Below are 25,217 nucleotides of genomic sequence, written 5' to 3'. Positions count from 1 at the left end.
GTCGCGATCCGCACCGGGGCGGTCGTCTGCCACCCTGCACGAGAGAAGAGACGCACCATGACCGACGACGACAGCTCCTCCCGCGGCGGCTGGCTGGGCGGATCCTTCGCCCAGAAGGCCATCGACCCCCTGCTCCGCGCGGTGCGCGCCGAGATCGACTCCGCCAAGCGCGAGATCGGCGAGCGCGCCCGGTCCGCCCGTTCGGGCGCCATCATGCTCGGCGCGGGCGTCGCGCTCGCGCTCGTCTCGCTGGGACTCCTCGCCGCGGTGATCGTGGCGCTCCTGCTGCTCGCGCTGCCGCTGTGGGCGGCGACGCTCATCACGCTGGCGCTGTTCGGGATCGCGACCGCGGTCGTCGTGCGGGTCGGCATCGCGCGGCTGTCCCGCGGCGTGCCGCCCGTGCCGTCGGACACGCTGCACCACGCGCGCGACCGCATGCGCCCGGGCGACCGGGGCGCGGGCGACGGAGGATCCGACGGGCCGACCGGCCCCGCGGCATCGGCGCCCTCCGCCGGCTGACGCGCGCCGCGCCGCCCGGCATCGGACGGCACGGCCCGCCCCGCCGCCCGGCTCCCCCTGTGGACGCCGGGCGGCTTCGCGCACCGGCCTCGCGTACGGTGACCGTTCACGCCCGCTCGGCCCGGCGGCACCACGCGTCGCCATCAGGCCGTCGGACAATCGCAGACCGCCGTCCCCCCGGACTCGTCGCCCGCCGCGCGGGCGGTCTGCTCGGTGGCCCGGCATGGGAGGCACACCGATGAACCAGTCCCGACGCTCCGACCACTCCCGACGCTCCGTCCTCTCCCGACGCTCCGTCCTCTCCCGACGCTCCGTCCTGGGCGGCGCACTCGCCGCCGTCCCCGTCGCCCTGGTCGCCGCGGGTCCCGCGCACGCCGACGAGGCCACCACCCCCGCGACCCCGATCCCCGAGGTCCCGCTCGCGTCGAACGGCCGCCCGGTCGTCCGCGACATCCAGAGGCAGCTCGTCGCGCGCTACGGCGCCCGCGCCGGCTTCCCCGCCGTCACCACCGACGGCGTGTGGACGGGCGACTCCCACACGGCCCTCATCCACGCGCTCCAGCTGGAGATGGGCATCGACGAGGCTACCGCCAACGGCGTGATGGGCCCGCTCACCCGCACGACGCTGCAGGAGCAGGCGACCCTCACCGTGGGATCCGCCGACACCACCGGCTACCTCGTGCACCTGCTCCAGGCGTCGCTCGTGGTCATGAGCACGTGGGACGGGCCGGTCGACGGCACCTTCTCCGCCGAGCAGGGCGTGCGGATCTCCCAGTTCCAGCGCTCGATGGCGCTCCCCGAGACCGGTCGCGGCGACCACCGCACGTGGGCAGCGCTCCTCGCGAGCAACGGCGACCCGACGCGACCGGGCGACGCGGCCGACGGCATCACCGTCATCACCGCCGAGCGCGCCAGGACCCTGAAGGACGCCGGCTGCACGATCGTCGGCCGCTACCTCACCGACTCCGACCGGCCGGACGCGCTGGCGAAGCGCATCGTGGACGGCGAGCTCGACGCGATCTTCGCGGGCGGCCTCAAGGTGTTCCCGATCTTCCAGGAGGGCGGCACCGACACCACGTACTTCTCGTACGACCTCGGGGTGCGCGCGGCCGGCCGCGCCGACGACGCGGCCCGCCGCCTCGGCTTCCTGCCGGGCACGCCCATCTACTACGCGGTCGACTTCGACGCGACGGGCGATGAGGTCGAGACGTACCTCGAGCCGTACTTCCGCGGGATCCACGCGGAGCTGGAGCGCCGCGGCAGCGCCTACCGCGTGGGCGTGTACGGCGGACGCCGCGTCTGCGGCACCCTCGCCGACGCGCACCTCACCGAGCTCAGCTTCGTGGCCGACATGCCCACCGGCTGGGGCGCGAACCTCGGCGTCAAGATCCCGGGGAACTGGGCGTTCGACCAGATCCTCGAGCACACGGTCGGCACGGGCGACGGGGCGATCGGCATCGACACGAACGTCGTCTCCGGCCGCGACGTCGGCCAGAGCCGGATCGAGCCGCGGGGCTGATCAGACCCGGGTACGACGCGACCCACGGGGCCGCCCGGACGATTCCCCCTCCTGGGGGACGCCCGTGCGGCCCCGTTCCTGTCGGATGGACGCATGCCCGCGTCACCGCTCCGACCGCCCCGTCCCACGCACACCGCGATCGCCCTCGCGATCGCCGCCGTGACCGCCCTGACGACCGGGTGCGCGGCCTCGCCCGCCGATCCCGCGACGTCCGCGCCTGTCGGCGAGCCCGTGGTCCTGCCTGCTTCGCCCGTCGGCCAGCAGGCGCAGTGGCTGCTCGACACGGTGGACTCCGATGACGCGGTTCCCGTGCAGGAGACCGGCGAGCGCCTCGCGCAGGTGATGCTCGACGCGGCCTCGGCGGAGGAGATCGCGGCCGTGCTCGAGCAGGTGCGCGCGGGCCGCCCGTGGACCGCGACCGCGCACGAGGAGCAGGGCCAGCAGTCGACGACCACCATCGCGAGCGTGGAGGCCGGCACCTTCGACATGCAGGTCTCCGTCGATGACGCCGGGCTCATCGAGGGCCTGTTCTTCGGCGAGCCCGAGGGCGACCGCGAGCCCGCCACCAGCTGGGCGGAGCTGGAGGAGCAGGCCGCGGCGCTCGGCGGCGACGTGTCGCTCACGGTCACGCGCGTCTCCGACGGGGAGCTGGGCGAGCGGATCCTCGAGGTGCTGCCCGACGGCGTCGCCGCGACCGAGGCGCGGCCCATCGGATCCATCGTGAAGCTCTACGTGCTCGGTGCGCTCGTGCAGGCGGTCGAGGAGGGCCGCATCGGCTGGGACGACCCGCTCACCGTGACCGACGACGTGCGCAGCCTGCCCTCCGGCGAGCTGCAGGACGCCCCCACCGGCACCGTCGTCAGCGTGCGCGAGACCGCGGAGAAGATGATCGCGATCAGCGACAACACGGCCACCGACATGCTCATCCAGGCCGTCGGGCGGGAGGCCGTCGAGGCGGCGCTCGCGGACCTCGGCCACTCGGATCCGCCGCGGAACGTGCCGCTCATGAGCACGCGCGACCTGTTCCGCATCGGCTGGCAGGACGACGGCGCGCTCCGGGACGCGTGGGCCGACGGCGACGCGGCCGAGCGGCGAGCGCTCCTCGACGCGCTTCCGGGCGGCGTCGTCGACGTGCCCGTCACCGCGGTCACGGACGTCGTGTGGACCGAGGGCGCCGACTGGTTCGCGACGCCCGACGACATCGCCCGCGCGCACGTGCGCCTCGCCGAGCTGGCGGCGACGCCCGCCGGGGAGCCCGTGCGCGGGATCCTCGCGGCGAACCCGGGCCTGCCCGAGCCGGAGCGCTTCGACCGCGTCGCGTTCAAGGGCGGCAGCTCGGTGGGGACGCTCGCGCTCGCGTACCTCGTGGAGGACGGCGACGACGCGTGGACCGTGGTGGTGCAGGCCGCCGCGCGGGACGCGGCCGACCTCGAGCGGCAGTCCGCCTACTCGGGTCTGGCGGCCGACGCCGCTGCCCTGCTGACGGGCGGATCCCGTGGTTGACTCCGAGTGCGGCGGGGGCCGCGCGAGGGGAGCACGATGACGAGCGCTGACGCATGCGGCCGGGACGACGCGGGCGGTCGGGACGAGGACGTCGCCGCCGAGGTCCTCGAGGCGCTGCTGGACGCCGGCCCGCGTCGGCCCGTGCGACGGGCGGTGCGCGCGATCGCCACCGTCGCGCTCACCGCCGTGGGCCTGGGCGGGGACCTCGGCGGTCTCGGCGGGGAGGCGCAGCTCGTCGTCCGCCGGATCGACACGGGCCGGGAGGTCATGCGCACGGACGCTGGCGACCTCGACGAAGCGGACCGGCTGCTGCAGCGCGTGCGGCTCGACCTCGAGACCCGGAGCGTCCGCGACTTCGTCGCCGAGTGGCGGCTGGTCGACGCGGATCCGGGGCCGGGCTCGGGCACGGGGGCTACCGGTGCGTGAGCGCGCGGGGATCCGCGCCGGCCGCGCCGCCCGGATCCGCCTCGCCGTCGTCGCCGCGCTGCTCACCGCGCTCGCGATCCCGCTCGGCCTCGCCGCCCCGGCGCACGCCGACGTGGACGACTTCTCGTTCCGCTCCTTCGACGCCGTCTACCGACTGTCGGCGGACGCGGACGGCCGCTCGGTCCTCCGTACGACCGAGACGCTCGTGGCCGAGTTCCCCGACCGGGACCAGAACCGCGGGATCCGCCGCGAGCTCGTGCGCGACTACGACGGCCACCCGACCGGGCTCCGCGTGCTGTCCGTCACCGACGGCGCCGGGAATCCGCGCGCCTACGAGTCCGAGACGGATGACGGCGCGCTCGTGCTGACCATCGCCGACGACGCGTACGTGCGCGGCGAGCAGACCTACGTCATCGAGTACGAGCAGCACGACGTGACCCGCACGTACGCGGACACGGCGGCCGACGAGTTCTACTGGGACGTCAACGGGCTCGGCTGGGCGCAGCCGTTCGGGCGGGTGACGGCGACCGTCGAGATCGCGCCGGAGCTCCTCCCGCGGCTCACGGGCGGCGCGGATGCCGCGGCAGGTCCCGAGGGCGTGGACGGGCCCGCCGAGATCACCCGCACGGATGCCGGCTTCACGGCCGTCGCGGAGGGCATCGGCCCGCGCGAGAACCTCACCTTCAGCATCGGGTTCGAGCCCGGGACGTTCACGCCGCGCGACTCGTCGTTCCTCGCCGCGCCCTGGCCGAGCCTGTCGCTGGCGGGCGCGCTGCTGGCTCTGGCCGCCGCCGCGGGTGCCCTCGTGCTGCGACGCCGCCGCCTGTCCGACGCGCCCGGCCGCGGGACGATCGTCGCCCAGTACGAACCGCCGGAGGGCGTCGGCGTGCTGGTCTCCTCCGTGATCTCGGGGAACGCGGCGCGCGCGACCACCGCGCTCGTGCTCGACCTCGCGGTGCGCGGGGCGGTGCGGATCGTGGAGCGGGACGGCGGCCGGAAGAAGCCGACGTTCTCGCTGGAGCTCGTGGATCCGTCGCGCGTCACCGACCCCGACGAGCGGGCGTTCCTCGACGCGGTCTTCGGCGACGGCGCGGGCGCGGGCGCCGTGAAGGACCTGGCGCGCACCGATGCGAAGGCGGCCGCGCGGATCCAGAGGCTGATGGCCGCCGTGACGAAGCGCACGGTCGCCGACGGCCTCCGGAAGCCGCTGCCGGTAGGGCCCATCGTCCTGCTGCTGGTCGCCGCGTCGCTCGGCATGGTCGCCGCGATCGTCTTCGCGGTGCTGTCGCTGGTGGACGCGTACGGCGGGCCGGTCGTGATCGCGTTCCTCGTCGCGGGCGTGCTCGCGACGGCGGTGACGATCCTCGCGCTGGTGAAGCACCCGCTCACCGAGCGCGGCGTGGCCCTCCGCGACCACCTCGCGGGGCTCCGCGAGTTCATCCGGCTGGCCGAGGCCGACCGGATCCGCATGCTGCAGTCGCCCGAGGGCGCCGAGCGGCGGGACCTCCCCCGCGACGACCGCGACGTGCTGCGCCTGACCGAGGAGCTGCTGCCGTACGCCGCGATGTCCGGCCAGGAGGAGGAGTGGGCCGACGAGCTCGGCCGACGCTACGAGCACGCGCGGGACCGGCCGGGCTGGTACGCGGGGCAGACGCCGTTCGCGCCCGCCGCGTTCGCCTCGAGCCTCGGCTCGGTGTCGTCGAGCATGCACGGCACGTACTCCGGCTCGAGCTCGAGCGGCGGATCCACGGGAGGCACGACCTCCGGCGGCGGCGGTGGAGGCGGCGGGGGCGGCGGGGTCTGAGCCGCGCCGTCACCGGCCGGCGGCGGCTCCCCGCGGGGCGCGGGAGCCGGTGCCGGCCTCGTCCGCGGCCTGCGCTCCGGCGCCCGGTTCGCGGGCGCGCACGACGTGGTCGGCGATGCTCGCCAGCTTCTCGCGCGTCTCCTCCAGCTCGCGCGTCGGACGGGACGCCCCGACGACGCCCGCGCCGGCCTGCAGCCACGTCGTGCCGTCGCGCCGGAACAGCGTCCGCAGCACCAGGGCCGCGTCGAGGGCGCCGTCCGCGTCGATGCGGAGGACCGCGCCGGCGTAGAGCCCGCGGTCGTGCCCCTCCAGCCGGCGGATGAGGTCGAACGCGGCGCGCTTGGGGACGCCCGATGCGGTGACGGCCGGGAACAGCGCGGCCAGCGCGTCCCAGCATGTGAGGCCGTCGACGAGCTCGCCCGCCACCCGGGAGGCCAGGTGCTGCACGGTGCCGCGCTCCTCCACCACCATGAACTCCTCGACGCGCACGCTGCCCGGGCGGCACACGGGCGCCATCTCCTCCACCGCGAGCTTCACCGAGATGGCGTGCTCGTGGATCTCCTTCGCGTCCGACAGGAGCTCCTCGCGCAGCCGCCGCGACTCGACGGGGTCGGCGACGAGGGCCCGCGTGCCGGCGAGCGGCTGGGTGCGCACGGTGCCCCGCGCATCCACCGCCACGACGATCTCGGGGCTGAAGCCCACCGCCTCGACCCCGCCGAGGCCCAGCAGGTAGGAGCGGGCGGGCGTGTTGGCCCGGCGTCCGCGCACGAAGGTGGCGGGCAGGTCCACCTCGCCCGCGACGGGCACGCGGCGGGACAGGACGACCTTCTGGAGCTCCCCCGCGTGGATGGCGGCGATGCCCGACGCGACCGCCGCCAGGTAGCGCGCGCGACCCTCCTCGGGATCCGGGACGCCGGGGCGCGCGGGCGCGGGCGCGAGGGCGGTGGGGCCGGACGCGGGCTCGGCGGCGGGCTCGGCGGCACCGAGGATCCGGGCGACCGCCGCCGCCTCCCGCGCGTCGCCCGAGCGGACGGTCGCGAGGCCGTCCGCGACGGTCACCTCCGTGCGCGGCAGGATCACGTGCAGGAGCTCCCCCGCGTCGGCGGCGACCGGGAGACCCGCGTGCGCGCGCGCCAGCTCGAAGGACGCGGTGCCGTAGGCGCGCCCGCGGCCGGGGCCGAGGCCCTCGAGCAGCCGGTCCACCACGCGCAGGGGCTGCTCCCGCCACGGCACGACCACGTCGTCCTCGCCCGCGACGCGCAGGCGCACGACCCGCCGGTCGACCACGACCTCGGCCCACGCGCCGATCGCGCAGGAGAACCGCCCGGCCTCCTCGAGCATCACGTGCGGCTCGTGGCGGAAGGCCCGCGCGAGGTCGGCGACGGCGCCGAGCGGGTCGCGGGTGATCCGCAGCTCGGCTACGCGGGTCACGGGGGCTGCGGGCATGGGGGCTCCTTCAGGCGAGGCGGGGGACGGCGGACGGGATGCGGGGGACGGCGAGCCACGCGCACGTGAGGACGAGACCCTCCGTGACGCGCCAGCTGCCGCGGTAGGCGGGGAACGGGACGGGGCCGGGCTTGCACCGGCGGGCGGTGAACGCGCCTCCGGGATGGAGCGTCACGTGGAGGTCCGCGAAGCCGAGCCACTCGCGGTACCGGGCGTAGTGCGCCTTGCCCACCGACTCCTTGGCGCTGAACAGCACGCAGTCCGCGTGAACGTCGACGCCGAGCGGCGGACGCGGATCGAGCTCGCCCGCCAGCCCGACGACGTCCCGGGCCTCCCGGGGCAGCGGTGCGTGCGGCTCGGCGTCGATCCCGATGGTGCGCAGCGCGTCCGCGCCCGCCACGACGGCGGCCCGGTAGCCCGCGCAGTGCGTGAGGCTGCCGATGACGCCGCGGGGCCAGACGGGGTCGCCGCCCTGGCCCTTCGGGATCGCGACGAGGGGGGATCCGGGGGCCGCGACGGCGGCCTCCCCGGCGCGGGCGCGGAGGGCGGCGAGCGCGCTGCGGGCGCAGGCCCGGGTCGCCGCGAACTCGCGCCGACGCGAGGGCACCGCGCGGGCGACGGCACCCGCCTCGGCCGGATGCAGGTCGTGCTCGCGGGCGGGACCGCGCTCCTCCGCCAGCACGGCCCCGGCGGGGAGGATCGCGTCAAGCACGGGGGCCGCCGTCGGCATGGGGCTGCGCGTCCGCGTCCGCATCCGCGTCCGCGGCCAGCAGCGCGGCGATCCGGGCCTTGTCGATCTTGCCCACCGCGGTGAGCGGCAGCGCGCGCAGCGCGACCACCCGGTCCGGGTGCTTGTACGCCGCCACCCCGAGCGCGCGGAGGTGCGCGACGACCTGGCGGCGATCCGGAGCGGGCCCCGCGCAGGCGATGACCGCGACCGCGCGCTCCCCCAGGTCGGGATCCGGCACCGGCACCACCGCGGCCTCGCGCACGGACGGCATGGCCAGCAGGTAGCGCTCGATCTCCGCGGCCGCGTACTTCTCGCCCCCGCGGTTGACCTGGTCCTTCGCGCGTCCCGTGACGACGAGGTGCCCCGACGGGAGTCGCCGCACGATGTCGCCCGTGCGGTAGAAGCCGTCCGACGTGAAGGCCGTCGCGTCCGCGTCGGGGGCCGCGTGGTACCCGCGGAGCGTGCACGGCCCGCGCGTCTCCAGCTCGCCCTCGTCGCCGTCGGCCGCGAGGGATCCGTCGGCGGCTCGCAGCCGGACCAGGTCGTCGGGGCTGGTCGGGCGGCCCTGCGTGCCCCAGCGCAGCTCGGGCGGATCGTCGAGGGCGGTCGTGCAGACGAGCCCCTCGGCCATCCCGTAGACCTGCTGGAGCGTGGCGCCGAGCGCGGGCTCGAGGGCGCGCGCCGTCGCGTCGTCGAGCCGGGCGCCGCCGACCTGGACGACGCGGAGGCTCGAGAGGTCGGCGGTCGTGTGCGCGGCCTCGTCGATCCACGCGCGCGCCAGCGTGGGGGTGAGGGCCACGTGGGTCACGCGCTCGCGGGCGACGAGCGCGAAGGCCGTCGCGGGATCCGGGTCGGGCGCGATGACGACGGTGCCACCCGCGTCCAGCACGCCGAGCACGCCCGGGCACGCGAGGGTGAAGTTGAAGGCCAGGGGCAGCACGGCCAGCAGCACCGAGCCGGGACCGACGCCCGCGGCGCGCGCCGCCGCCCACGCGTTGTAGGAGTACTCCGCGTGATGGCGCGGGATGAGCTTGGGCAGGCCCGTGGTGCCGCCCGAGTGCAAGAGGAGGGCGAGGCGGGGGGCGCCGTCGGGCGCGACCGGGTCGAGGCCCGGTCCGGGTGCGCCGGCGGGATCCTCCGCACGGCCCCGGTCGCGGACCTCCTCCCACGTGAGCCCGCCGTCGCCGCGTCGGGCGCCGTGCACGATCACGAGGTCGAGCCCGGGGCAGGCCGCGCGCACCCCGGCCGCGAGCTCCCCGCCGTCCTCGCGGCCGACGCGCTCCGCGACGACCATGCCGCGCGCGCCGCTGCCGACCGCGAGATGCGCGAGCTCCATCAGCCGGTGGGCCGGCATGGCGTGCACGGGCACGGCGCCGGCGCGCACGAGCGCGCACCAGGCGATGACGAAGGCGGCGCCGTCGGCGAGCTGCAGGAGGATCCGGTCGCCGGGCCGGACGCCCGCCCGACGGAGGCCGCGCGCGGCGAGGTCGACCTCGGCGTCGAGCTCCGCATGGGTCCAGCGCCCGCCGCCCCCGACGAGGGCCGTGCGGTCGGGCACGCGTGCGGCGCTCCGGCGCAGGATGCCGTCGAGCCGCGCATCCGGCTCGCGCCCCGCTGCCCGGGCGGCCCGGGCCATCGCGTCGGCCCAGTCCGCGGATCCGCCTGCGGCCCCGTGGTCCGGCTGCTCTCCGCTCTCGCGCTCGTGCATCCGTCGGCGTCCTCCTCATGCCGTGGACGGATCTCGTCCCGGCGCGTCAGCGAGCCATATGATAACGGTTCTCAACAATGCGAGTCCGAGGAGCGTGCACATGACCGAGCGGATCCCCTCCGTCCCTCCCGTGGCGCTCCTCCGCGACCAGGTGGCGCGGGCCCTGCGCCTCGACCCCGCCGAGGTGGGCATCGACGACGACCTCGTGGACCTGGGGCTCGAGTCCACCGCGCTCATCCGCCTCGCGGGACGCTGGCGACGCGACGGCCTCGCGGCCGACTTCTCCCGGCTCGCGGCCGACCCGACGATCCGCGCGTGGACGCGCGTGCTGGGCGACGCCGCCGCGGACGACGCCGCCGCGGACGGGAGCGCGCCCCCCGCGGATCCCGCAGGGCGCACCCCCGCCCCCGCCCTCGATCCCGCGTCGCCCTCGCCGCTCACCCCGCTGCAGCACGCGTACTGGCTCGGCCGGCAGCCCAGCCAGCCGTCCGGTTCGGTCGCCGCGCACTTCTTCGTCGAGCTCGACGGGGCGGAGCTCGATCCCGAGCGGATGCACGCGGCCCTCGCCGCCCTGGTCGCCCGGCACGCGTCGCTCCGGATGCGCTTCCGGGACGACGGGACGCAGCAGCCGCTGCCCGCCGACGAGGAGCCGCCCGCCGCGCGGCTGCGGGTCCACGACCTCCGCGCGTGGGACGGCGACGCCGTCGACGAGCGCCTCGCGCGGATGCGCGACGAGGGCACGCACCGCCGCATGGCCGTCGAGCGCGGCGAGGTGCTCCGCGTCGACCTGACCCTCCTGCCGGGCGGCCGCAGCCGACTGCACGTCGACCTCGACATGCTCGCGGGCGACGCCATCAGCCTCCGCGTGCTCCTCGCCGACCTCCGCGATCTGGTGGAGGAGCCCGAGCGGCCCCTCCCCGCCATCCACCGCGACGTGCGCGCGGAGCTGGCCGCCCGGGCCGCGCGGGCCGCGGCGTCCCGCACCTCGGCCGACGCGCGCTGGTGGCGCGAGCGCGTGCCCGACCTCCCGGCGGGCCCCGCGCTCCCCGTCCGCGACGACGCCGAGCGGGCCGACGCGTCGCCGCGCTCGCGCCGGCTGCACCACCGCGTGGACGCGGAGGGGCTCCGCCTGCTCGAGGCCGCCTCCCGCGCCCGCGGGTTGACGGTCGCCGCGGTGCTCGCGACGGCCTTCGCCGAGGTCGTGGCCGCCTGGTCGGCCGACGGCCGCTTCCTCCTCAACCTGCCCGTGCTCGACCGCGGCGACGAGGAGGGGCTGGAGCTGCTCGTCGGCGAGTTCAGCACCTCGATCCTCCTCGACGTCGACCTGCGGGAGGAGCGGTCGTTCCGGGACGACGCGCGGCGGATCCAGCAGGGCGTGCGCGACGCCGTCGCCCACGCGGGCTACGGCGGGGTCGACGTGCTCCGCGACCTGGCGCGCCGCGAGGGCGGGAGCCCCGTGCTGGCGCCGGTCGTCTACACGAGCGCCATCGGCCTGGGCGAGCTGTACGACGCGTCCATCCGCCGCGCGCTCGGGGAGCCGGTCTGGATCATCTCCCAGGGCCCGCAGGTCTGGCTCGACGCGCAGGTCACCGAGCTCGATGGCGGCCTGCTGCTCAACTGGGACGTGCGGGTCGACATCCTCGAGGCCGCCCCCATGGAGGCCGCGTTCGCGGCGTACCGGCGGCTCGTGGACGGTCTCGTGCACGACCGGCCCGGCGCCTGGGACCTGCCGGCGCTCGCGGTCCCGGCCGTGGAGGACGTGCGGGCGCGCCTCGCGCGCGAGCGGCCCGCGCCCGACGCGCCCGACGCGGGCGACGACCTGCTGCACGCGGCGTTCCTCGCGCGCGCGGCGGCGGATCCTGGCCGGCCGGCGGTGATCGGGTCCGACGGCCGCGCGCTCGCCTACGGCGACCTGGCCGACCACGCGCGGCGGGTCGCCGGGCTGCTGCGCGACCGGGGCGTCGGCCCCGGCGCGACCGTGGCGATCACCGCGCCGACCGGGCCGGATCGCGTGGCCGCCGTGCTCGGGGTGCTGCTCGCCGGCGCCTGCTACGCGCCCGTCGGGCCGGACCAGCCGCCCGCGCGCCGGGCGCTGGTCCTCGAGCGGGGGATCGACGCGGTCCTCGCCGACGACGGGCTGGTCGAGGGGATCGCGGCCGGCCTCGGGGCGGACGGGCCGCCCGTGGTCGCGCTGGGCGACGCCCGGCACGCGGAGCCGCGGGCGGATCCCGTCGCGGTGGATCCCGACGCCCCCGCCTACCTCCTGTTCACGTCGGGATCCACGGGCCGGCCGAAGGGCGTCGAGGTCGCCCACCGGGCTGCCGTCGCCACCATCCGGTCGCTCGCGCGCGTCGCCCCCGTCGGCCCGGACGACCGCGCCATCGCGCTCTCCGCGCTCGACTTCGACCTCGCCGTCTACGACCTGTTCGCGGTGCTCTCGGTGGGCGGCGCGGTCGTCGTGCCCGCCGAGCACGAGCGCCGCGACGCCGACCGCTGGCGGGAGATCGTGCGCGCGCACCGCGTCACGGTCTGGAACACCGTGCCCGCGCTCCTCGACATGCTGCTCGCCGCGACCGCCGGCGGGCCGCTGCCCCTGCGGCTCGTGCTGCTCGGCGGCGACGTCGTCGGGCCGGACCTGCCGGGCCGCCTGGCCGCGTGCGCGCCCACCGCGCGGCTGCTCGCGCTCGGCGGGATGACCGAGGCGACCATCCACTCCACCGTGCACGAGGCGGGCGCCCGGGTCCCCGCGGGCACGTCGACGACCGCGCGCGGCCTCCCCTGGGGCGAGCCGCTGCCCGGCGTGCGCCTCCGGGTCGTGGACGAGCGCGGCCGCGACCGTCCCGACGGCGTGCCAGGCGAGCTGCTCGTGGGCGGGCACGCGCTGGCCAGGGGCTACCGCGGCGATCCCGATCTCACCGCCGCCCGCTTCCCGGTGCGGGACGGCGAGCGCTGGTACCGCTCGGGCGACCGTGCCCGGTACCGGCGCGACGGCGCCGGGCGTCCCGTGCTCGAGTTCCTCGGGCGCGCGGACCACCAGCTGAAGATCCGCGGGCACCGCGTCGAACCCGGCGAGGTCGAGGCCGCGCTGGCCTCCTTCCCGGGCGTGCGGCGCGCCGTCGTGGTCGCCGTCGCGGGCGCGCTCGCCGCGATGGTGGTGCCCGAGGCCGGCCGCGTCGTCGCGCCCGACGACGTCGCGGCCCACGCGCGCGCCCTGCTGCCGCCGTCGATGGACTGCGCGCGCGTGGTCGTGCGGGCCGAGCTGCCGCTCACGCCCAACGGCAAGGTCGACCGGGCCGGGATCCGCGCGGAGCTCGCCGAGCGGCCCGCCTCCGCCCCGGCCCCGGCCCCGGACGACGCGCCGCGGTCACCCGAGGAGCGGCTCGTCGAGCGCGTGTGGAGCGAGCTGCTCGGCGTCCCGTGCGGGCGCGGCCGCTCCTTCTTCGCCGCGGGCGGCGACTCCCTCCAGGCCACCCGCAGCGTCGCCGCCCTGCGCGAGGCGGGCGCAGCGGACGCGAGCGTCGCCGCGCTCTTCCGGCACCCGGTGCTCGCCGACTTCGCGGCGACGCTGCACCTCACCGCGCCGGAGCCGGCGGACGCCCGCGCCCGGATCGTGCCCGACCCCGCGCACGCCCACGACCCGTTCCCGCTCACCGACGTGCAGCGCGCGTACGCGGTGGGCCGCGATCCGCGCATCCCGCTCGGCGGCGTGGGTACGTACCACCACACCGAGTTCGACGGCCAGGGCCAGGACCTCGACCGGCTCGCCGCCGCGTTCGACGAGCTCGTCCGCCGGCACCCGACGCTGCGCACGGTGATCCACCCCGACGGCACCCAGCGCGTGCTCGAGGAGGTGCCGCCCGTGCGCGTCGACGTGCGCGACGTGCCGGCGGACGCGGATCCGGACGCGGTGGACGCCGCCCTCGCGGGGTTCCGGGAGCGCACGTCGCACCGGGTGCACGACCTCGCCGCGTGGCCGCTGTTCGACGTCGACGCGCTGCGCTACCCCGACGGCCGGGGCGGGATCCGCACGCGCCTCACGATCGGCGTCGACTACGCCGTGGTCGACGCGCTGTCGATCATGATCCTGTACACCGAGCTCGACCTGCTCATGCGCGGGCTTGCGCTCCCGCCCGCCCCCGCCGAGCTGACCTTCCGCGACTGCGTGCTCCAGACCCGGCCGGACCCGGAGCGGCGGCGCGTCGACGAGGAGCACTGGCGCGCGCGGCTCGCCGACATGCCCGACGCCCCGCGGCTGCCGCTCGCGGACCCGGATCCGGCGCCGCGCTTCACGCGCCGCACGCACCGCTTCGACGCCGCGTGGTGGACCGCGTTCCGCGACCGCTGCCGCGCGGCCGGGCTCACCCCCACGAGCATGCTCGCGACCGCGTACGGCCACGTGCTCTCCCGCTGGACCGGGCAGCGCGACCTCACCATGACGCTGACGCTCTTCGACCGGCGCGACGTGCACCCCGAGATGCCGCGCCTCGTCGGCGACTTCACCGGGCTGACCCTGCTCGACCACCGCGCAGCGGACTCCGCGGGGGAGGCGGCCCGCGGGCTCCAGGAGCGCCTCGCCGGCGACCTCGACCACCGCGATGCGCCCGCGTCCTGGATCCTCCGGGAGCGGGCGCGCCTGCAGGGCACGGCCGTGGCGCCGGTGCCCGTCGTGTTCACGAGCGCGATCGGCGTGGGCGACGGCGTCTCGGCCGACGTCTCGGGCTCCTTCGGCGAGCGGATCCACGGCGTGTCCCAGTCCCCCCAGGTGCTCATCGACGTCCAGGTGCTGGAGGACCACGGCGGGCTGCGGATCGACGTGGACGCGCGCGACGCCGCGTTCCCGCCCGGCCTCGTCGACGCGCTGTCCGGCGCGTACGCGGCGACGCTCGCGCACCTCGCCACCGGCGACTGGGACGCGCCGCTCCCCGTGGATCCCCCGGCCGACCAGGCGCGCGCCCGCACCGCGGCGCCCGCCGGCCCCCGACCCGGCCGGCTCCTGCACGACGGCGTGCACGAGGCCGCGCTCCGGACGCCCGACGCCCCCGCGCTCCTCACGGGGACGGGCGCGTCGCCGCGCGTCGTGACGCACGGCCAGCTCGCCGACCGCGCCCTCCGGATCGCCGCGGCGCTCCGGCGCCGCGGCATCGGCCCGGGAGACCTCGTCGGCGTCACGCTCCCGCGCGGCACGGACCAGGCGGCGGCGGTCATCGGGATCCTCTCCGCGGGCGCCGCGTACGCGCCCGTCGGCATCGCGCAGCCTCCCGTGCGGCGGCGCGCCGTCCACCGGGCGGGCGGCATCCGCCTGGTCATCGCCCACGACCCGGCCGCGGCGGGCGGCGACGAGCCGGGCGCGCCCGCCCTCCTCCGCCCGGCCGACGCCGCCGCCGAGGAGCCGCTCGCCGAGCCGGTGCGCCCTCCCGCATCCGCGCTCGCCTACGTCATCCACACCTCGGGGTCGACGGGCGAGCCCAAGGGGGTCGAGATCACGCACGACGCGGCGTGGTCCACGGTCGACGCCGTGGGCCGGATGCTCGACCTCGGCGCCCGCGACCGGATCCTCGCCCTGTCCGCGCTCGACTTCGACCTCTCCGTGTTCGACGTGCTGGGCGTGCTCGGCGCGGGCGGCGCGCTCGTGCTCCCCGAGGAGGGCGAGGAGCGCGACGCCCCGCGCTGGCTCGACCTGGTGCACGAGCACGGCGTGACGCTGTGGGACACGGTGCCGATGCTGCTCGACATGCTCCTGGTCGCGGCCGACGACCGGCCCGGGATGCTCGGCACGCTGCGGGCGGCGCTCGTCTCCGGCGACCGCGTGGGCACCGACCTGCACGGGCGCCTGATCCGCGCGGCCGGCCCCGGCACGCGGCTCGTCGCCCTGGGCGGCGCGACCGAGGCGGCCATCTGGTCGAACGCCTGGGAGGTCGACGGCCCGCTGGAGGGCTGGCAGTCCGCGCCCTACGGACGACCGCTGCCCGACCAGGCGCTCCGGGTGCTCGACGCGTCCGGCCGGGACTGCCCCGACTGGGTGCCGGGCGAGCTCGTCATCGGCGGACGCGGCCTCGCCCGCGGCTACCGCGGCGACCCGGCGCGCACGGCGGCCGCGTTCGTCGAGCTCGACGGCGGACGCTGGTACCGCACGGGCGACACGGGCAGGTACCGGCCGGGCGGGATCCTCGAGATCCTCGGCCGCGCGGACCGGCAGGTGAAGCTCGGCGGGCACCGGATGGAGCTCGGCGAGATCGAGGCCGCCCACGCGGCCGCTCCCGGGGTCCGGCGCGCGATCGCGGTCGTGGTCGACGGGCCGGGCGGTCGCCGCCGCCTGCACGCGGCCGTCGAGCCGGACGACGGGCACGACGGGGCCGCCGTGCTGGCCGCGGCGACCGCGACGGCCGCCGACCGGCTGCCCGCGTACGCGGTGCCGCACCGCGTCCACCTCGTCGACGCGTGGCCGCTGACCGCGAACGGCAAGGTGGACGCGCCGGCGCTCGCCCGCGCGCTCGCGGAGGCGGACGCGGACGCGGATGCGGGCGCCGGCGCCGGCGCTGGCGCGGATCCGGATCCGGCGCTGCCCGACGCCGCGACCGCCACCGAGGCCGCCCTCGCCGAGCTGTGGGCCGGGATCCTCGGCGCCCCGCCCGCCCCCGACGTCGCCTTCTTCGCGGCGGGCGGCGACAGCCTCGCCATGCTCCGGCTCGTGACCGCCGCCCAGCGCCGCTTCGGCGTCGACGCGGGCGTCCGCCGCTTCCTCGAGGAGCCGACCGTGCGGGCGTACGCCGCCTGCATCGACCGCCTCCTCGCCGCGCCCGCGCCCTCCAGCCCCGCCTCCGCGACCTCCGCGGACGCACCCGCCCGACCGCCGGCCACCGCCGGCGCCGACCTCTTCGAAAGCGGAGACCTGTGAACGCTGAACAGCTCATCGACGACCTCACCTCCCGCGGCGTCCGGCTCTGGGCGGAGGACGGGCGGATCCGGTTCCGCGGGCCGCGCGGCGTGATCGACGACGACCGGCGCGAGCTCATCCGCCGGCACCGCGACGACGTGCTCACGATCCTCGAGCGGCAGGACGCGACAGGCCCGGGCGCCCCGCGGGCCGCCGCCGACCCGGCCGCCGCCCACCTGCCGTTCCCGCTCACCCCCGTGCAGACCGCCTACCTCCTCGGCCGCACCGACGCGTACCCCTACGGCGGCGTCGCCTGCAGCGCCGACCTCGACCTGTCGTGGCCGGCGTCCACCGACCCCGCGCGCATCGTCGACGCGTGGATCCGCCTGGTCGAGCACCACGGCATGCTGCGCGCCGAGGTCCACCCCGACGGCTCGCAGCGCGTCCTCGCCGACCCCGGGCCCGTCGTGGTGCCGGTCGACGACCTCCGCGGCCTCGGCCCGGCCTCGATCGGGCACCGGCTCGACGCCGTGCGCGCGGACCTCGCGCAGGGCACGGGCCGCGACCCGGGCTGGCCGCGCGTGCGCGCCATCGTGACCCGCGCCGACGACGCCGTCCGCCTGCACCTGGCCGTCGACCTGCTCGTGCTCGACCACGCGAGCCTGCAGCTCGTGCTCGACCAGCTGCGCGCGCTCGTGGCCGACCCGTCCACGGAGCTGCCCGACGCGTCCGAGGGGCCCGGCTTCCGCGACTGCGTGCTGGCCCGTCGCGCCCTCACGGCGTCGGCCGCGTACGAGCGCGACCGCTCCTACTGGTGGCGGCGCCTCGACGACCTGCCGCCCGCGCCGGAGCTGCCGCTCGCGGACCACGACCCGATGGCCGCCCCCGCGAGGTTCCGCCGGCTGTCCGCCGTGCTGGATCCCGCCGCCGCCCGGCGCCTCGACCGGGCCGCCGCCGACGCGGGCGTGACCCCCACGAGCGCCCTCCTCGCCGCGTACGCCGAGACCGTGGGCCGGTGGAGCCGCAGCCCGCGCTTCGTGCTCAACGTGCCCGTCTCCGACCGCGGCGGCCTGCCCGCTGCCGCCGACCGCGTGGTGGGCGACTTCACGTCCGTGGAGCTGCTCGAGGTCGACCTCACCGAGGGCGTGCCCGCCGTGGAGCGGATGCGCGCGCTCTCCTCCCGCCTGCTCGAGGACCTCGCGCACCCGCTCTGCGGCGGCACCGAGCTGCTCGCCGAGCTCACCCGCAGGCGCGGCGGCGACGCCCGCGACGTGGCGCTCGCCCCCGTGGTCTTCACGAGCGCCCTCGCCGGGGACGCCGCGAGCGCGCCCACGGGCGACGGCGGGCGGATCACCGCGGCCGTCACGCGCACGCCGCAGGTCTGGATCGACTGCCAGGCCCTGCGCGTGCCCGACGGGCTCCAGCTCAGCTGGGACGTCCGGGAGGGCGTGCTCGCCGACGGCGTGGCCGACGCGGCGTTCGGCGCCTTCCTCCGCGCGGTGCGCGCCCTCGCCGACGACCCCGCCGCCTGGCACCGGCCGTGCGCCGTCGAGATGCCCGCCGACCAGCGCGAGCGGCGGATCCGGGTGGGCGACACCGGGGACCCGGTCGCGCCCGCGCTCGTGCACGAGCCGCTCCTCGCGGCAGCGGACGCGACGCCGGACGCGCCCGCCGTCATCGCCCCCGACCGCACGCTCACCCACGACGAGCTCGTGCGGCGCGCGGCCGCCGTCGCCGAGCGCCTCCGCTCCACCGGGCACCGCCCGGGCGACCGGGTCGCGATCGTCGCCGAGCGCGGCTGGGAGCAGGTCGTCGCCGTCGTCGGCGTGCTCCTCGCGGGCGGCGCCTACGTGCCAGTGGACGTGGCCCAGCCGCGGATCCGCCGCGACACCGTGCTCGCCGACGCCGGCATCCGCCAGGTGCTCACCCCGCGGGCCCTGGTGGGCGCTCCCGCCGACTGGCCCACGGGCGTCGAGCGGATCGCGGTCGACGCGCTCGAGCCCGCCGCCACCCGGCCCACCCCGGACGCCGGGCGCGACGGCGTGGATCCGGCCGACCCCGCGTACGTCATCTACACGTCCGGGTCCACGGGCACCCCCAAGGGCGCGATCCTCTCCCACCACGCCGCGCACAACACGCTCGTCGACGTCCGCGAGCGCTTCGGCGTCGGCCCCGACGACCGCGTGCTCGCCCTCGCCGGCCTCGGCTTCGACCTGTCGGTGTTCGACGTGCTCGGCGTGCTCGGCGCGGGCGGCGCCATGGTGCTGCCGGATCCGCGGCGGCGCGACGACCCGTCGCACTGGGCCGCCCTCATCGCCCGCCACCGCGTCACCCTCTGGAACTCCGTGCCCGCGCAGGCGCGCATGCTGCAGGACTACCGCGATGCGGTCGCCGCGACCGGCGGGCCGACGGGCGACGACGGCCCGAGCACGCTGCGGCTCGCGCTGCTCTCGGGCGACTGGATCCCCGTGACCCTCCCCGACGCCATGCGCGCCGGCCACCCCGAGCTGACGGTCGTGAGCCTCGGCGGCGCGACCGAGGCCGCCATCTGGTCGGTGCACCACGTCATCGGCGAGGTCGACCGGCTGCGGCCGAGCATCCCGTACGGCACGCCCCTGCGCGGCCAGCGGCTGGCGGTCGTCGACCACCTCGGGCGCGACCGTCCCGAGGGCGTGCCCGGCGAGATCCTCATCCGCGGCGCGGGCGTGGCGCTCGGGTACCTCGGCGACGCGGAGCGCACGCGCGCGCGGTTCGGGGTGGATCCCGCCACGGGCGACCGCGAGTACCGCACGGGCGACATCGGGCGCTACCTGCCCGACGGCAGCATCGAGCTGCTCGGGCGGAAGGACGCGCAGGTGAAGATCCGCGGCTACCGCATCGAGCTGGCGGAGATCCAGGCCGCGGTGCTCGCCCACCCGGGCGTCGCCGACTGCGCCGTGCAGGTGGCCGAGGGGGCCGCGGGCCGGCACCTGGTCGGGATCGTGCAGCCCGAGCGGATCGCGCCCGTCGAGGCCCCGGAGGACCCCGCCCCCGGCGACGCCGCGCGCGCCGCGCTCGCGGTCGCCGCGGCGGACGTGGACACGGACGCCCTCGGCGCGTTCCTGGCCGGCTTCGACGAGCACGCGCTCCGCGTCATCGAGCGCACGCTCGCCGCGGCGGGCGCGCTCGTCGACGACGCCGCGCCCGTCAGCGCGGACGAGGTCGCGGGCCTCCTCCGCGCGAGCGACGCCCACCGCGTCGTCGTGCGCCGCTGGCTCGGCGCGCTCGAGCGGCGCGGGCGCATCGCGCGCGACGCCGACGGGCGCTACCGGGGCGCGCTCTCCGCGGATCCGGAGCGGGTCGCCCGCGCCTGGGCCCGGGTGGAGGAGGCCGAGCGGGAGATCCGCTGGAGCGCCGAGCTGCTCCGGCACGTGCAGGCGTCGAGCCTCGCGCTCGCGGACCTCGTGAGCGGCGACCTCGACATCGCGGAGCTGCTCTACCCGGGCGCCCCGAGCGACGCGATCGGCGCGGCGTACCGCGACAACCTCGGCGTGCGGCTGCTGACCGCCGCGCTCACGGCCGCCGTCGTCGCGCTCGCCGACCGGCACGAGGCACGCGGGCACGGCGTGGACGAGCCGCTCCGGATCCTCGAGGTGCGCGGCGGCGTGGGCGGCGCGGCCGACCAGCTCATCCCCGCGCTCGCGGGCCGCGCCGTCGAGTACGTGTTCACCGACCCCTCGATGTTCCACGTCGGCGAGGCGCGCGAGCGCCACCCCGACCGGCCCGGCGTGCGGTTCCAGGCGTTCGATCCCGCCGCCGATCCGCTGCCGCAGGGGCAGCGCCCGAACTCCTACGACGTCGTGATCTGCTCCAACGGCCTGCACGGCGTGCCCGACGTGCCCGCCGCGCTCCGCCGCCTGCGCGGGCTCCTCGCCCCGCACGGCCACCTCGCCGTGATCGAGAGCACGCGCGAGGACAACCCGCCGCTCATGATCGCCACCGACTTCATGGAGGTGCGTTCCGGCGGACCCGCGGACGCGCGGCTCGCCGACGACGCCCTGCTCTTCGAGGCCGCCGCGTGGCGCACGATGCTCGGCGACCTCGGCGCCCGGGGGATCGAGCAGGTGCCCGCCGACGCGGATCCGCTCTCCGGGCTCGGCCAGCACCTCCTGCTCGCGCAGGTGAAGACCGACCGCGCGCCGCTCCGGGCCGCGTCCCTCCGCCGTCACACCGCCGACCGCCTGCCGGAGTACATGGTGCCGCGCCGCTGGCAGGTGCTCGACGCGATGCCGATCACCGCGAACGGCAAGGTCGACCGGGCAGCGCTCGCCCGGCTCGCGGAGGACCGGGCGCCCCAGGCGACGGTCGCCGCCGGATCCGACGCGCCCCGCGACGACGTCGAGCGCCGCCTCCAGGAGCTGTGGGCGGAGCTGCTCGGTCGCCCCGGCATCGGCCGGGACGACGACTTCTTCGCGCTCGGCGGCGACTCGCTCCTCGTCGCGCGCCTCGTCGGCCGGATGCGGGAGCAGCTCCCCGAGGTCGTCGACCTCGAGTGGGACGTGGTGCTCCGCCACATGCTCCGCCGGCCCACCATCGCCGGGCTCGCCGGCTACGTGCGCCAGGCCGGGCAGGGCGCCGCGGGCGAGCGGGACGCGCCCGCGACGCCGGCCGTGAGCCTGCTCTCGGGATCCGGCCGGGGGCCCGCCACGGTGCTCGTCCACGCCGGGATCGGCACGATCATGCCGTACCGCGCGCTGATGACCGAGATCCGCCGGAGGTCCCGCGGCACCGGCTCGCTGTACGGCGTGGAGGTCCCCGACCTCGACGCCTTCCTCGACGCCGACCCGCACGGGCTCATCGACCGGATCGCCGCGGAGTACGCCCGCGAGCTCCTCGCCACGGGGATCCGCACCTTCCACGTCGTCGGCTACTGCCTCGGCGGCCTGGTCGCCACGGAGGTGGCGCGCGCGCTCACCGAGGCGGGCGCCGACGTGGCGTCGTTCACCGCGATCAGCAGCCACAGCCCCGCGTTCCGGCTCGACGACGAGATGGTGTCCGAGTACTCCTTCGCGATGATGATCGGCATCGACCCCGTCGACCTCGGCTTCCCCGCCGACCCGTGGCGCATCGCCGCGGCGGGCGCGCGCATCCTCGAGCGGACCCCCGGGGTCATGCCCGTCGACGGCTACGCGTCGCTCGACGGCGAGTTCGCGGACATCGGCCGGGCCTTCCTCGACCTGTCGCGCATCCCGCGCCGGGCCCGCATCGCCCGCATGTGCGAGGTGGTGCCGCCCGCGTCCGGCAGCTACACCCCGGAGCAGATGACGCGCTTCTTCCGCACCTTCCGACAGAGCGTGTTCGCGATCACGCGCTACCGGCCGGATCCCTACGCGGGCGACATCACGTTCCTCCGGCACAGCGGCGCGTACCCGTTCCCGGGCAGCAGGGAGGCCGTCACCGACTACTGGGAGGAGCTCGCGCTCGGCGAGCTCGACATCGTCGACATCCCCGGCGACCACTACGACTGCCTGTCGGTCGAGCACGCGCCGCGCGTGCTGTCGATCCTCACGCGCGTCACCGGCGGGGCGGTGATCGCGTGATCGCGGTCATCGGCGCGTCCGGCGCCGTCGGGCGACCCGCGGTGCTCGCCCTCCGCGCCCTGACCGACGAGCCGCTCCGGCTCGGCGGGCGTCGCGAGGCGCCGCTCCGCGCGCTCGCCGAGGAGGCGGGCGGCCCGGTCGAGACCGTGACCGTCGACCTGATGGACGACGACGCCCTCGCCCGCTTCTGCCGCGGCGCCGACGTGGTGGTGCACTGCGCCGCGCCGGCCTTCGCGTTCGGCGACCGGATCGCGGCGGCCGCCCTCGAGGCGGACGCCGACTACGTGGACGTCTGCGGCGAGGAGCCCGTGCGCGCGGGCCTCGTCGCGCGCGGCCTGGCCGACGCCGCCGTCCGCGACGGCCGCCGGGCGGTCGTCTCGACGGGCGTCGTCCCCGGCCTCTCGGGCCTCCTGCCGCGGCTCGCGGCCGAGGGGCTCCGCGGTCCGCTGCGGCTGCGCGGCTGGGTCGGCGGGGTCGAGGCGTGCTCGCCCGGGGTCGCGCTCGACGTGCCGCTGTCGCTCGCGGCCGGCGGCCCCGGATCCACCGCGTACGGCACCCCGCTCGCCGCGTGGTCCGGCGGTCGGCGCGTCGAGCGGGCGCTCCGCGCGGAGGAGGACGCGACGGCGCCGTTCTTCGCGGGCCGGGTCGCCCTGCAGCCGTACCTGTCGGCGGAGACCGAGCGGATCGCCCGCAGCGCGGGCTTCGCGGAGGCCGCGTGGTGGAACGTGCACCCGGGCCCCGCCGTGCGCGACGCCCTCAACCGCCTGCCCGCGCTCCTCGCGGGCGAGGACGGCGCGTCGGCGGCCGCCGATGCGCTCATCCGCGCGGGCGACCTCGACCTGGCCGGCACGCGGCCGTTCCACGTGCTGGCCGTCTCCGTGCACGGCACCGCGGCCGACGGCGCACCCGTCGAGCGCGCGATCGTGCTGCACAGCGACGACAGCTACGTGCTCGCCGGCCACCTGGCGGCCATCACCGTGCAGGAGATCCGCGCGGGCGCCGTGGCACCCGGGGTCGGCTTCGCGCACGACGTGCTGGATCCGCAGCGCGTCCTCGACCTCGTCACCGCGTCGGGCGCGAGCACCGTCACCCGCATCGACGATGCCGGCGACGCGGGCGAGATGGTGGAGGAGGACCTGTGACGGGCGACGTCGACGACCCCCCGCTGCGCGTCGTCGTCTGCGGCACCGGCTTCGGCCGCATCCACCTCCGGGCCGTCGGCGCCGTGCCCGGGCTCCGGCTCGCCGGGATCCTCGCCCGCGGCGGCGACGCGTCCCGCGCCGTCGCCGCCGCGCACGGCGTGCCGCTCTGGACCGACGTCGCCGACCTGCCGGACGACGTCGACGTGGCCTCGGTGGCCGTCGGCTCCGCCGTGCAGGGCGGGCCCGGATCCGACCTCGTGCTGGCGCTGCTCGCCCGGGGGATCCACGTGCTCCAGGAGCACCCGGCGCACCCCGACGAGATCACCGCCGCCGCCCGTGTGGCGCGGAGGGCCGGCGTGCGCTACCGCCTCTCGACGCACTACCGGCACGTGCGCGCGACCCGCGGCTTCCTCGCGTCGGCGGAGCGGCTGCGGGCCAGGAGCCCGCTCGTGCACGTGGACGCGGCGGGTCCCGTCCACCTGCTGCAGCCGCTCGTCGACGTCCTCGGCCTGGCGGTCGGCGGGCTCCGGCCGTGGGCGTTCGCGGATCCCGTCGAGCGCCCGCGCGAGCTGACCGCGCTCGAGACGCGCGCGTCGCCGCTCACGGCGATCGAGGGCGTGGTCGGCGGCATCGCCCTCTCGCTGCGCGTGCACCACGAGCTGCACCCCGCGGACCGCGACAACCACGCGCTGCTCTGGCCGCGCATCGCGCTCGCGTCCGAGGCGGGCGTGCTGTCCCTCGCGGACGTGCACGGGCCCGTCACCTGGAGCCCGGCGCTGCACACCCGGCGCGACGCGGCCGGCCGGCTCGACCTCGACGGGGATCCCGCACGGCGCGCGATGCCGCGGCTCTCCTCCTGGCCGGACGCGCCCGCGCCGAGCGCGGGCGACCTGTTCGACGACGTGTGGCCGGATGCGGTGGCGCACGCGCTCGCGCAGCTCGTGGCGGAGATCCGCGCGGGCGACGGCGACGCCCTCCGCCACGCGCAGGCCGACATCACCATGGCGCGCGCGTGGGTCGACCTCACCCGGCGGCTCGGCCCGCCGCGGAGCATCCGGCCGGGCGAGCCGCCGCGCGTGACGGCCGCGGCGATCCTGCCCGCGGCGGAGCCTGCCCCCGCGTCCACGGGCCCGGGCTCCGCGGGCGAGCTCGCGTCCCCCGGACCGACGCCGGCCGACCCCTACGGACCCGCGGCCGAGCTCTTCGACCTGGCCGCCGCCACGCACGCCGAGCTCACGGCCACCGCGGTGTGCCGCATCCTCGACGGCCGTGACCTCTCCGCAGCGCCCGTGCTCGACATCGGCGCGGGGACGGGCGTCATCGCGCGGGCCGTCGCGCGCTCCCATCCCGAGGCGCTCGTGGTGGCCGCCGAGCCGTCCGAGCCGCTGCGGGCCGTGCTCACCGCGCGGATCCTCGACGCCCCCGGCCTCCAGGAGCGCGTGACCGTGACCGCCGGATCCGCGCCCGACCTCGAGCTGCCCGACCGCCTCTCCGCGGTGCTCCTCTGCGGTGTGCTCGGCCACCTCGACGCGAGCCAGCGCGCCCGCCTCTGGCCGCGCATCGCCGAGCGGCTGCTGCCGGGCGGGGTCGTCGTCGTCGAGACGATGGGGCTCGAGCCCGGGACGCGCGTGCCCGAGTCGCGGCTCGCGCGCACGCACGTGGGCGACGACGAGGTCGAGTGGTGGTTCCGGGCGGATCCCGCGCCCGAGGGCCTCCTCGCGCTCCGCACCCGCTGGCGCAGCGTCGCGCCCGACGGCCGAGAGCGCGAGGTGCACGACGCGTACTCCTGGGATCCGGTGGGCTTGGAGGCGATCGCGCGCGAGGCCGGCATGGACCTCGTGCGCCTTCCCGCCGCCGCGGGAGCGTCGCTGCCGCTCGGCGTGCTCGTGCCGCGGGAGGCGGATCCGCCGACGTGACGCGCCCCCTTCCACACCGCGAGGCCCGCTTATCGCGCATGGTTCTCAATA

The 25,217-nt window shown here is 77.5% G+C and carries 12 protein-coding genes; 9 read left to right on the top strand and 3 right to left on the bottom strand.

Annotated elements, in window-relative coordinates; genetic code table 11:
• Positions 1–57 precede the first annotated feature (57 nt).
• The 5 genes from FGD68_RS03630 (at position 58) to FGD68_RS03610 (ending at position 5,771) form a co-directional block, all read left to right on the top strand.
• Entirely contained in the window at positions 58–519 is a 462-nt protein-coding gene (locus FGD68_RS03630; RefSeq protein WP_237609794.1) for a phage holin family protein, read from the top strand.
• Between the two features lie 238 nt (positions 520–757).
• The gene (locus FGD68_RS03625; RefSeq protein ID WP_119373343.1) at positions 758–2,038 is read left to right on the top strand and encodes a glycoside hydrolase domain-containing protein; all 1,281 of its coding nucleotides are present in this window, start codon (positions 758–760) and stop codon (positions 2,036–2,038) included.
• Positions 2,039–2,131: 93 nt separating this feature from the next.
• A complete protein-coding gene (locus tag FGD68_RS03620) occupies positions 2,132–3,541 on the top strand; it encodes a serine hydrolase (RefSeq protein ID WP_237609793.1) in 1,410 nt (469 codons plus the stop codon).
• A 36-nt stretch (positions 3,542–3,577) separates the two neighbouring features.
• Positions 3,578–3,967 (top strand): hypothetical protein, encoded by a 390-nt coding sequence (locus FGD68_RS03615; protein ID WP_119373342.1) that lies wholly within the window; start codon positions 3,578–3,580, stop codon positions 3,965–3,967.
• Positions 3,960–5,771: a DUF2207 domain-containing protein gene (locus FGD68_RS03610; RefSeq protein WP_119373341.1), complete on the top strand. Its 1,812-nt coding sequence runs from the start codon at positions 3,960–3,962 to the stop codon at positions 5,769–5,771. Before FGD68_RS03615 ends, FGD68_RS03610 begins: the two co-directional genes overlap by 8 nt.
• 9 nt (positions 5,772–5,780) lie before the next feature.
• Here FGD68_RS03610 and FGD68_RS03605 read toward each other — a convergent pair whose 3' ends face one another.
• Genes FGD68_RS03605 through FGD68_RS03595 form a run of 3 tightly spaced genes read right to left on the bottom strand, consistent with a single transcriptional unit; the run spans position 5,781 to position 9,655 of the window.
• Positions 5,781–7,217: a salicylate synthase gene (locus tag FGD68_RS03605; protein WP_237609792.1), complete on the bottom strand. Its 1,437-nt coding sequence runs from the start codon at positions 7,215–7,217 to the stop codon at positions 5,781–5,783.
• Positions 7,218–7,227: 10 nt separating this feature from the next.
• Positions 7,228–7,929, bottom strand: a complete 702-nt coding sequence (locus tag FGD68_RS03600; protein WP_237609791.1) for a 4'-phosphopantetheinyl transferase family protein — start codon at positions 7,927–7,929, stop codon at positions 7,228–7,230.
• Positions 7,922–9,655: a (2,3-dihydroxybenzoyl)adenylate synthase gene (locus FGD68_RS03595; protein WP_237609790.1), complete on the bottom strand. Its 1,734-nt coding sequence runs from the start codon at positions 9,653–9,655 to the stop codon at positions 7,922–7,924. Before FGD68_RS03595 ends, FGD68_RS03600 begins: the two co-directional genes overlap by 8 nt.
• Positions 9,656–9,755: 100 nt before the next feature.
• Here FGD68_RS03595 and FGD68_RS03590 point away from each other — a divergent pair, with 100 nt between their 5' ends.
• From FGD68_RS03590 to FGD68_RS03575, 4 genes are read left to right on the top strand one after another with little or no spacing between them, the layout of a single operon-like run.
• The gene (locus FGD68_RS03590) at positions 9,756–16,550 is read left to right on the top strand and encodes a non-ribosomal peptide synthetase (protein WP_237609789.1); all 6,795 of its coding nucleotides are present in this window, start codon (positions 9,756–9,758) and stop codon (positions 16,548–16,550) included.
• Positions 16,547–22,108, top strand: coding sequence for a non-ribosomal peptide synthetase (locus tag FGD68_RS03585; protein ID WP_237609788.1), 5,562 nt, complete (start codon positions 16,547–16,549; stop codon positions 22,106–22,108). The genes FGD68_RS03590 and FGD68_RS03585 overlap by 4 nt, the downstream gene beginning before the upstream one ends.
• Positions 22,105–23,250 carry a saccharopine dehydrogenase NADP-binding domain-containing protein gene (locus tag FGD68_RS03580; RefSeq protein ID WP_237609787.1) on the top strand — a complete coding sequence of 382 codons (1,146 nt, stop codon included), beginning with the start codon at positions 22,105–22,107 and terminating at the stop codon, positions 23,248–23,250. Before FGD68_RS03585 ends, FGD68_RS03580 begins: the two co-directional genes overlap by 4 nt.
• A complete protein-coding gene (locus FGD68_RS03575; RefSeq protein ID WP_237609786.1) occupies positions 23,247–25,166 on the top strand; it encodes a Gfo/Idh/MocA family oxidoreductase in 1,920 nt (639 codons plus the stop codon). Before FGD68_RS03580 ends, FGD68_RS03575 begins: the two co-directional genes overlap by 4 nt.
• Positions 25,167–25,217 lie beyond the last annotated feature (51 nt).

The sequence above is a fragment of the Clavibacter californiensis genome (assembly GCF_021952865.1).
Taxonomy (GTDB): domain Bacteria; phylum Actinomycetota; class Actinomycetes; order Actinomycetales; family Microbacteriaceae; genus Clavibacter; species Clavibacter californiensis.
This window is presented reverse-complemented; position numbering and strand designations above follow the sequence as displayed.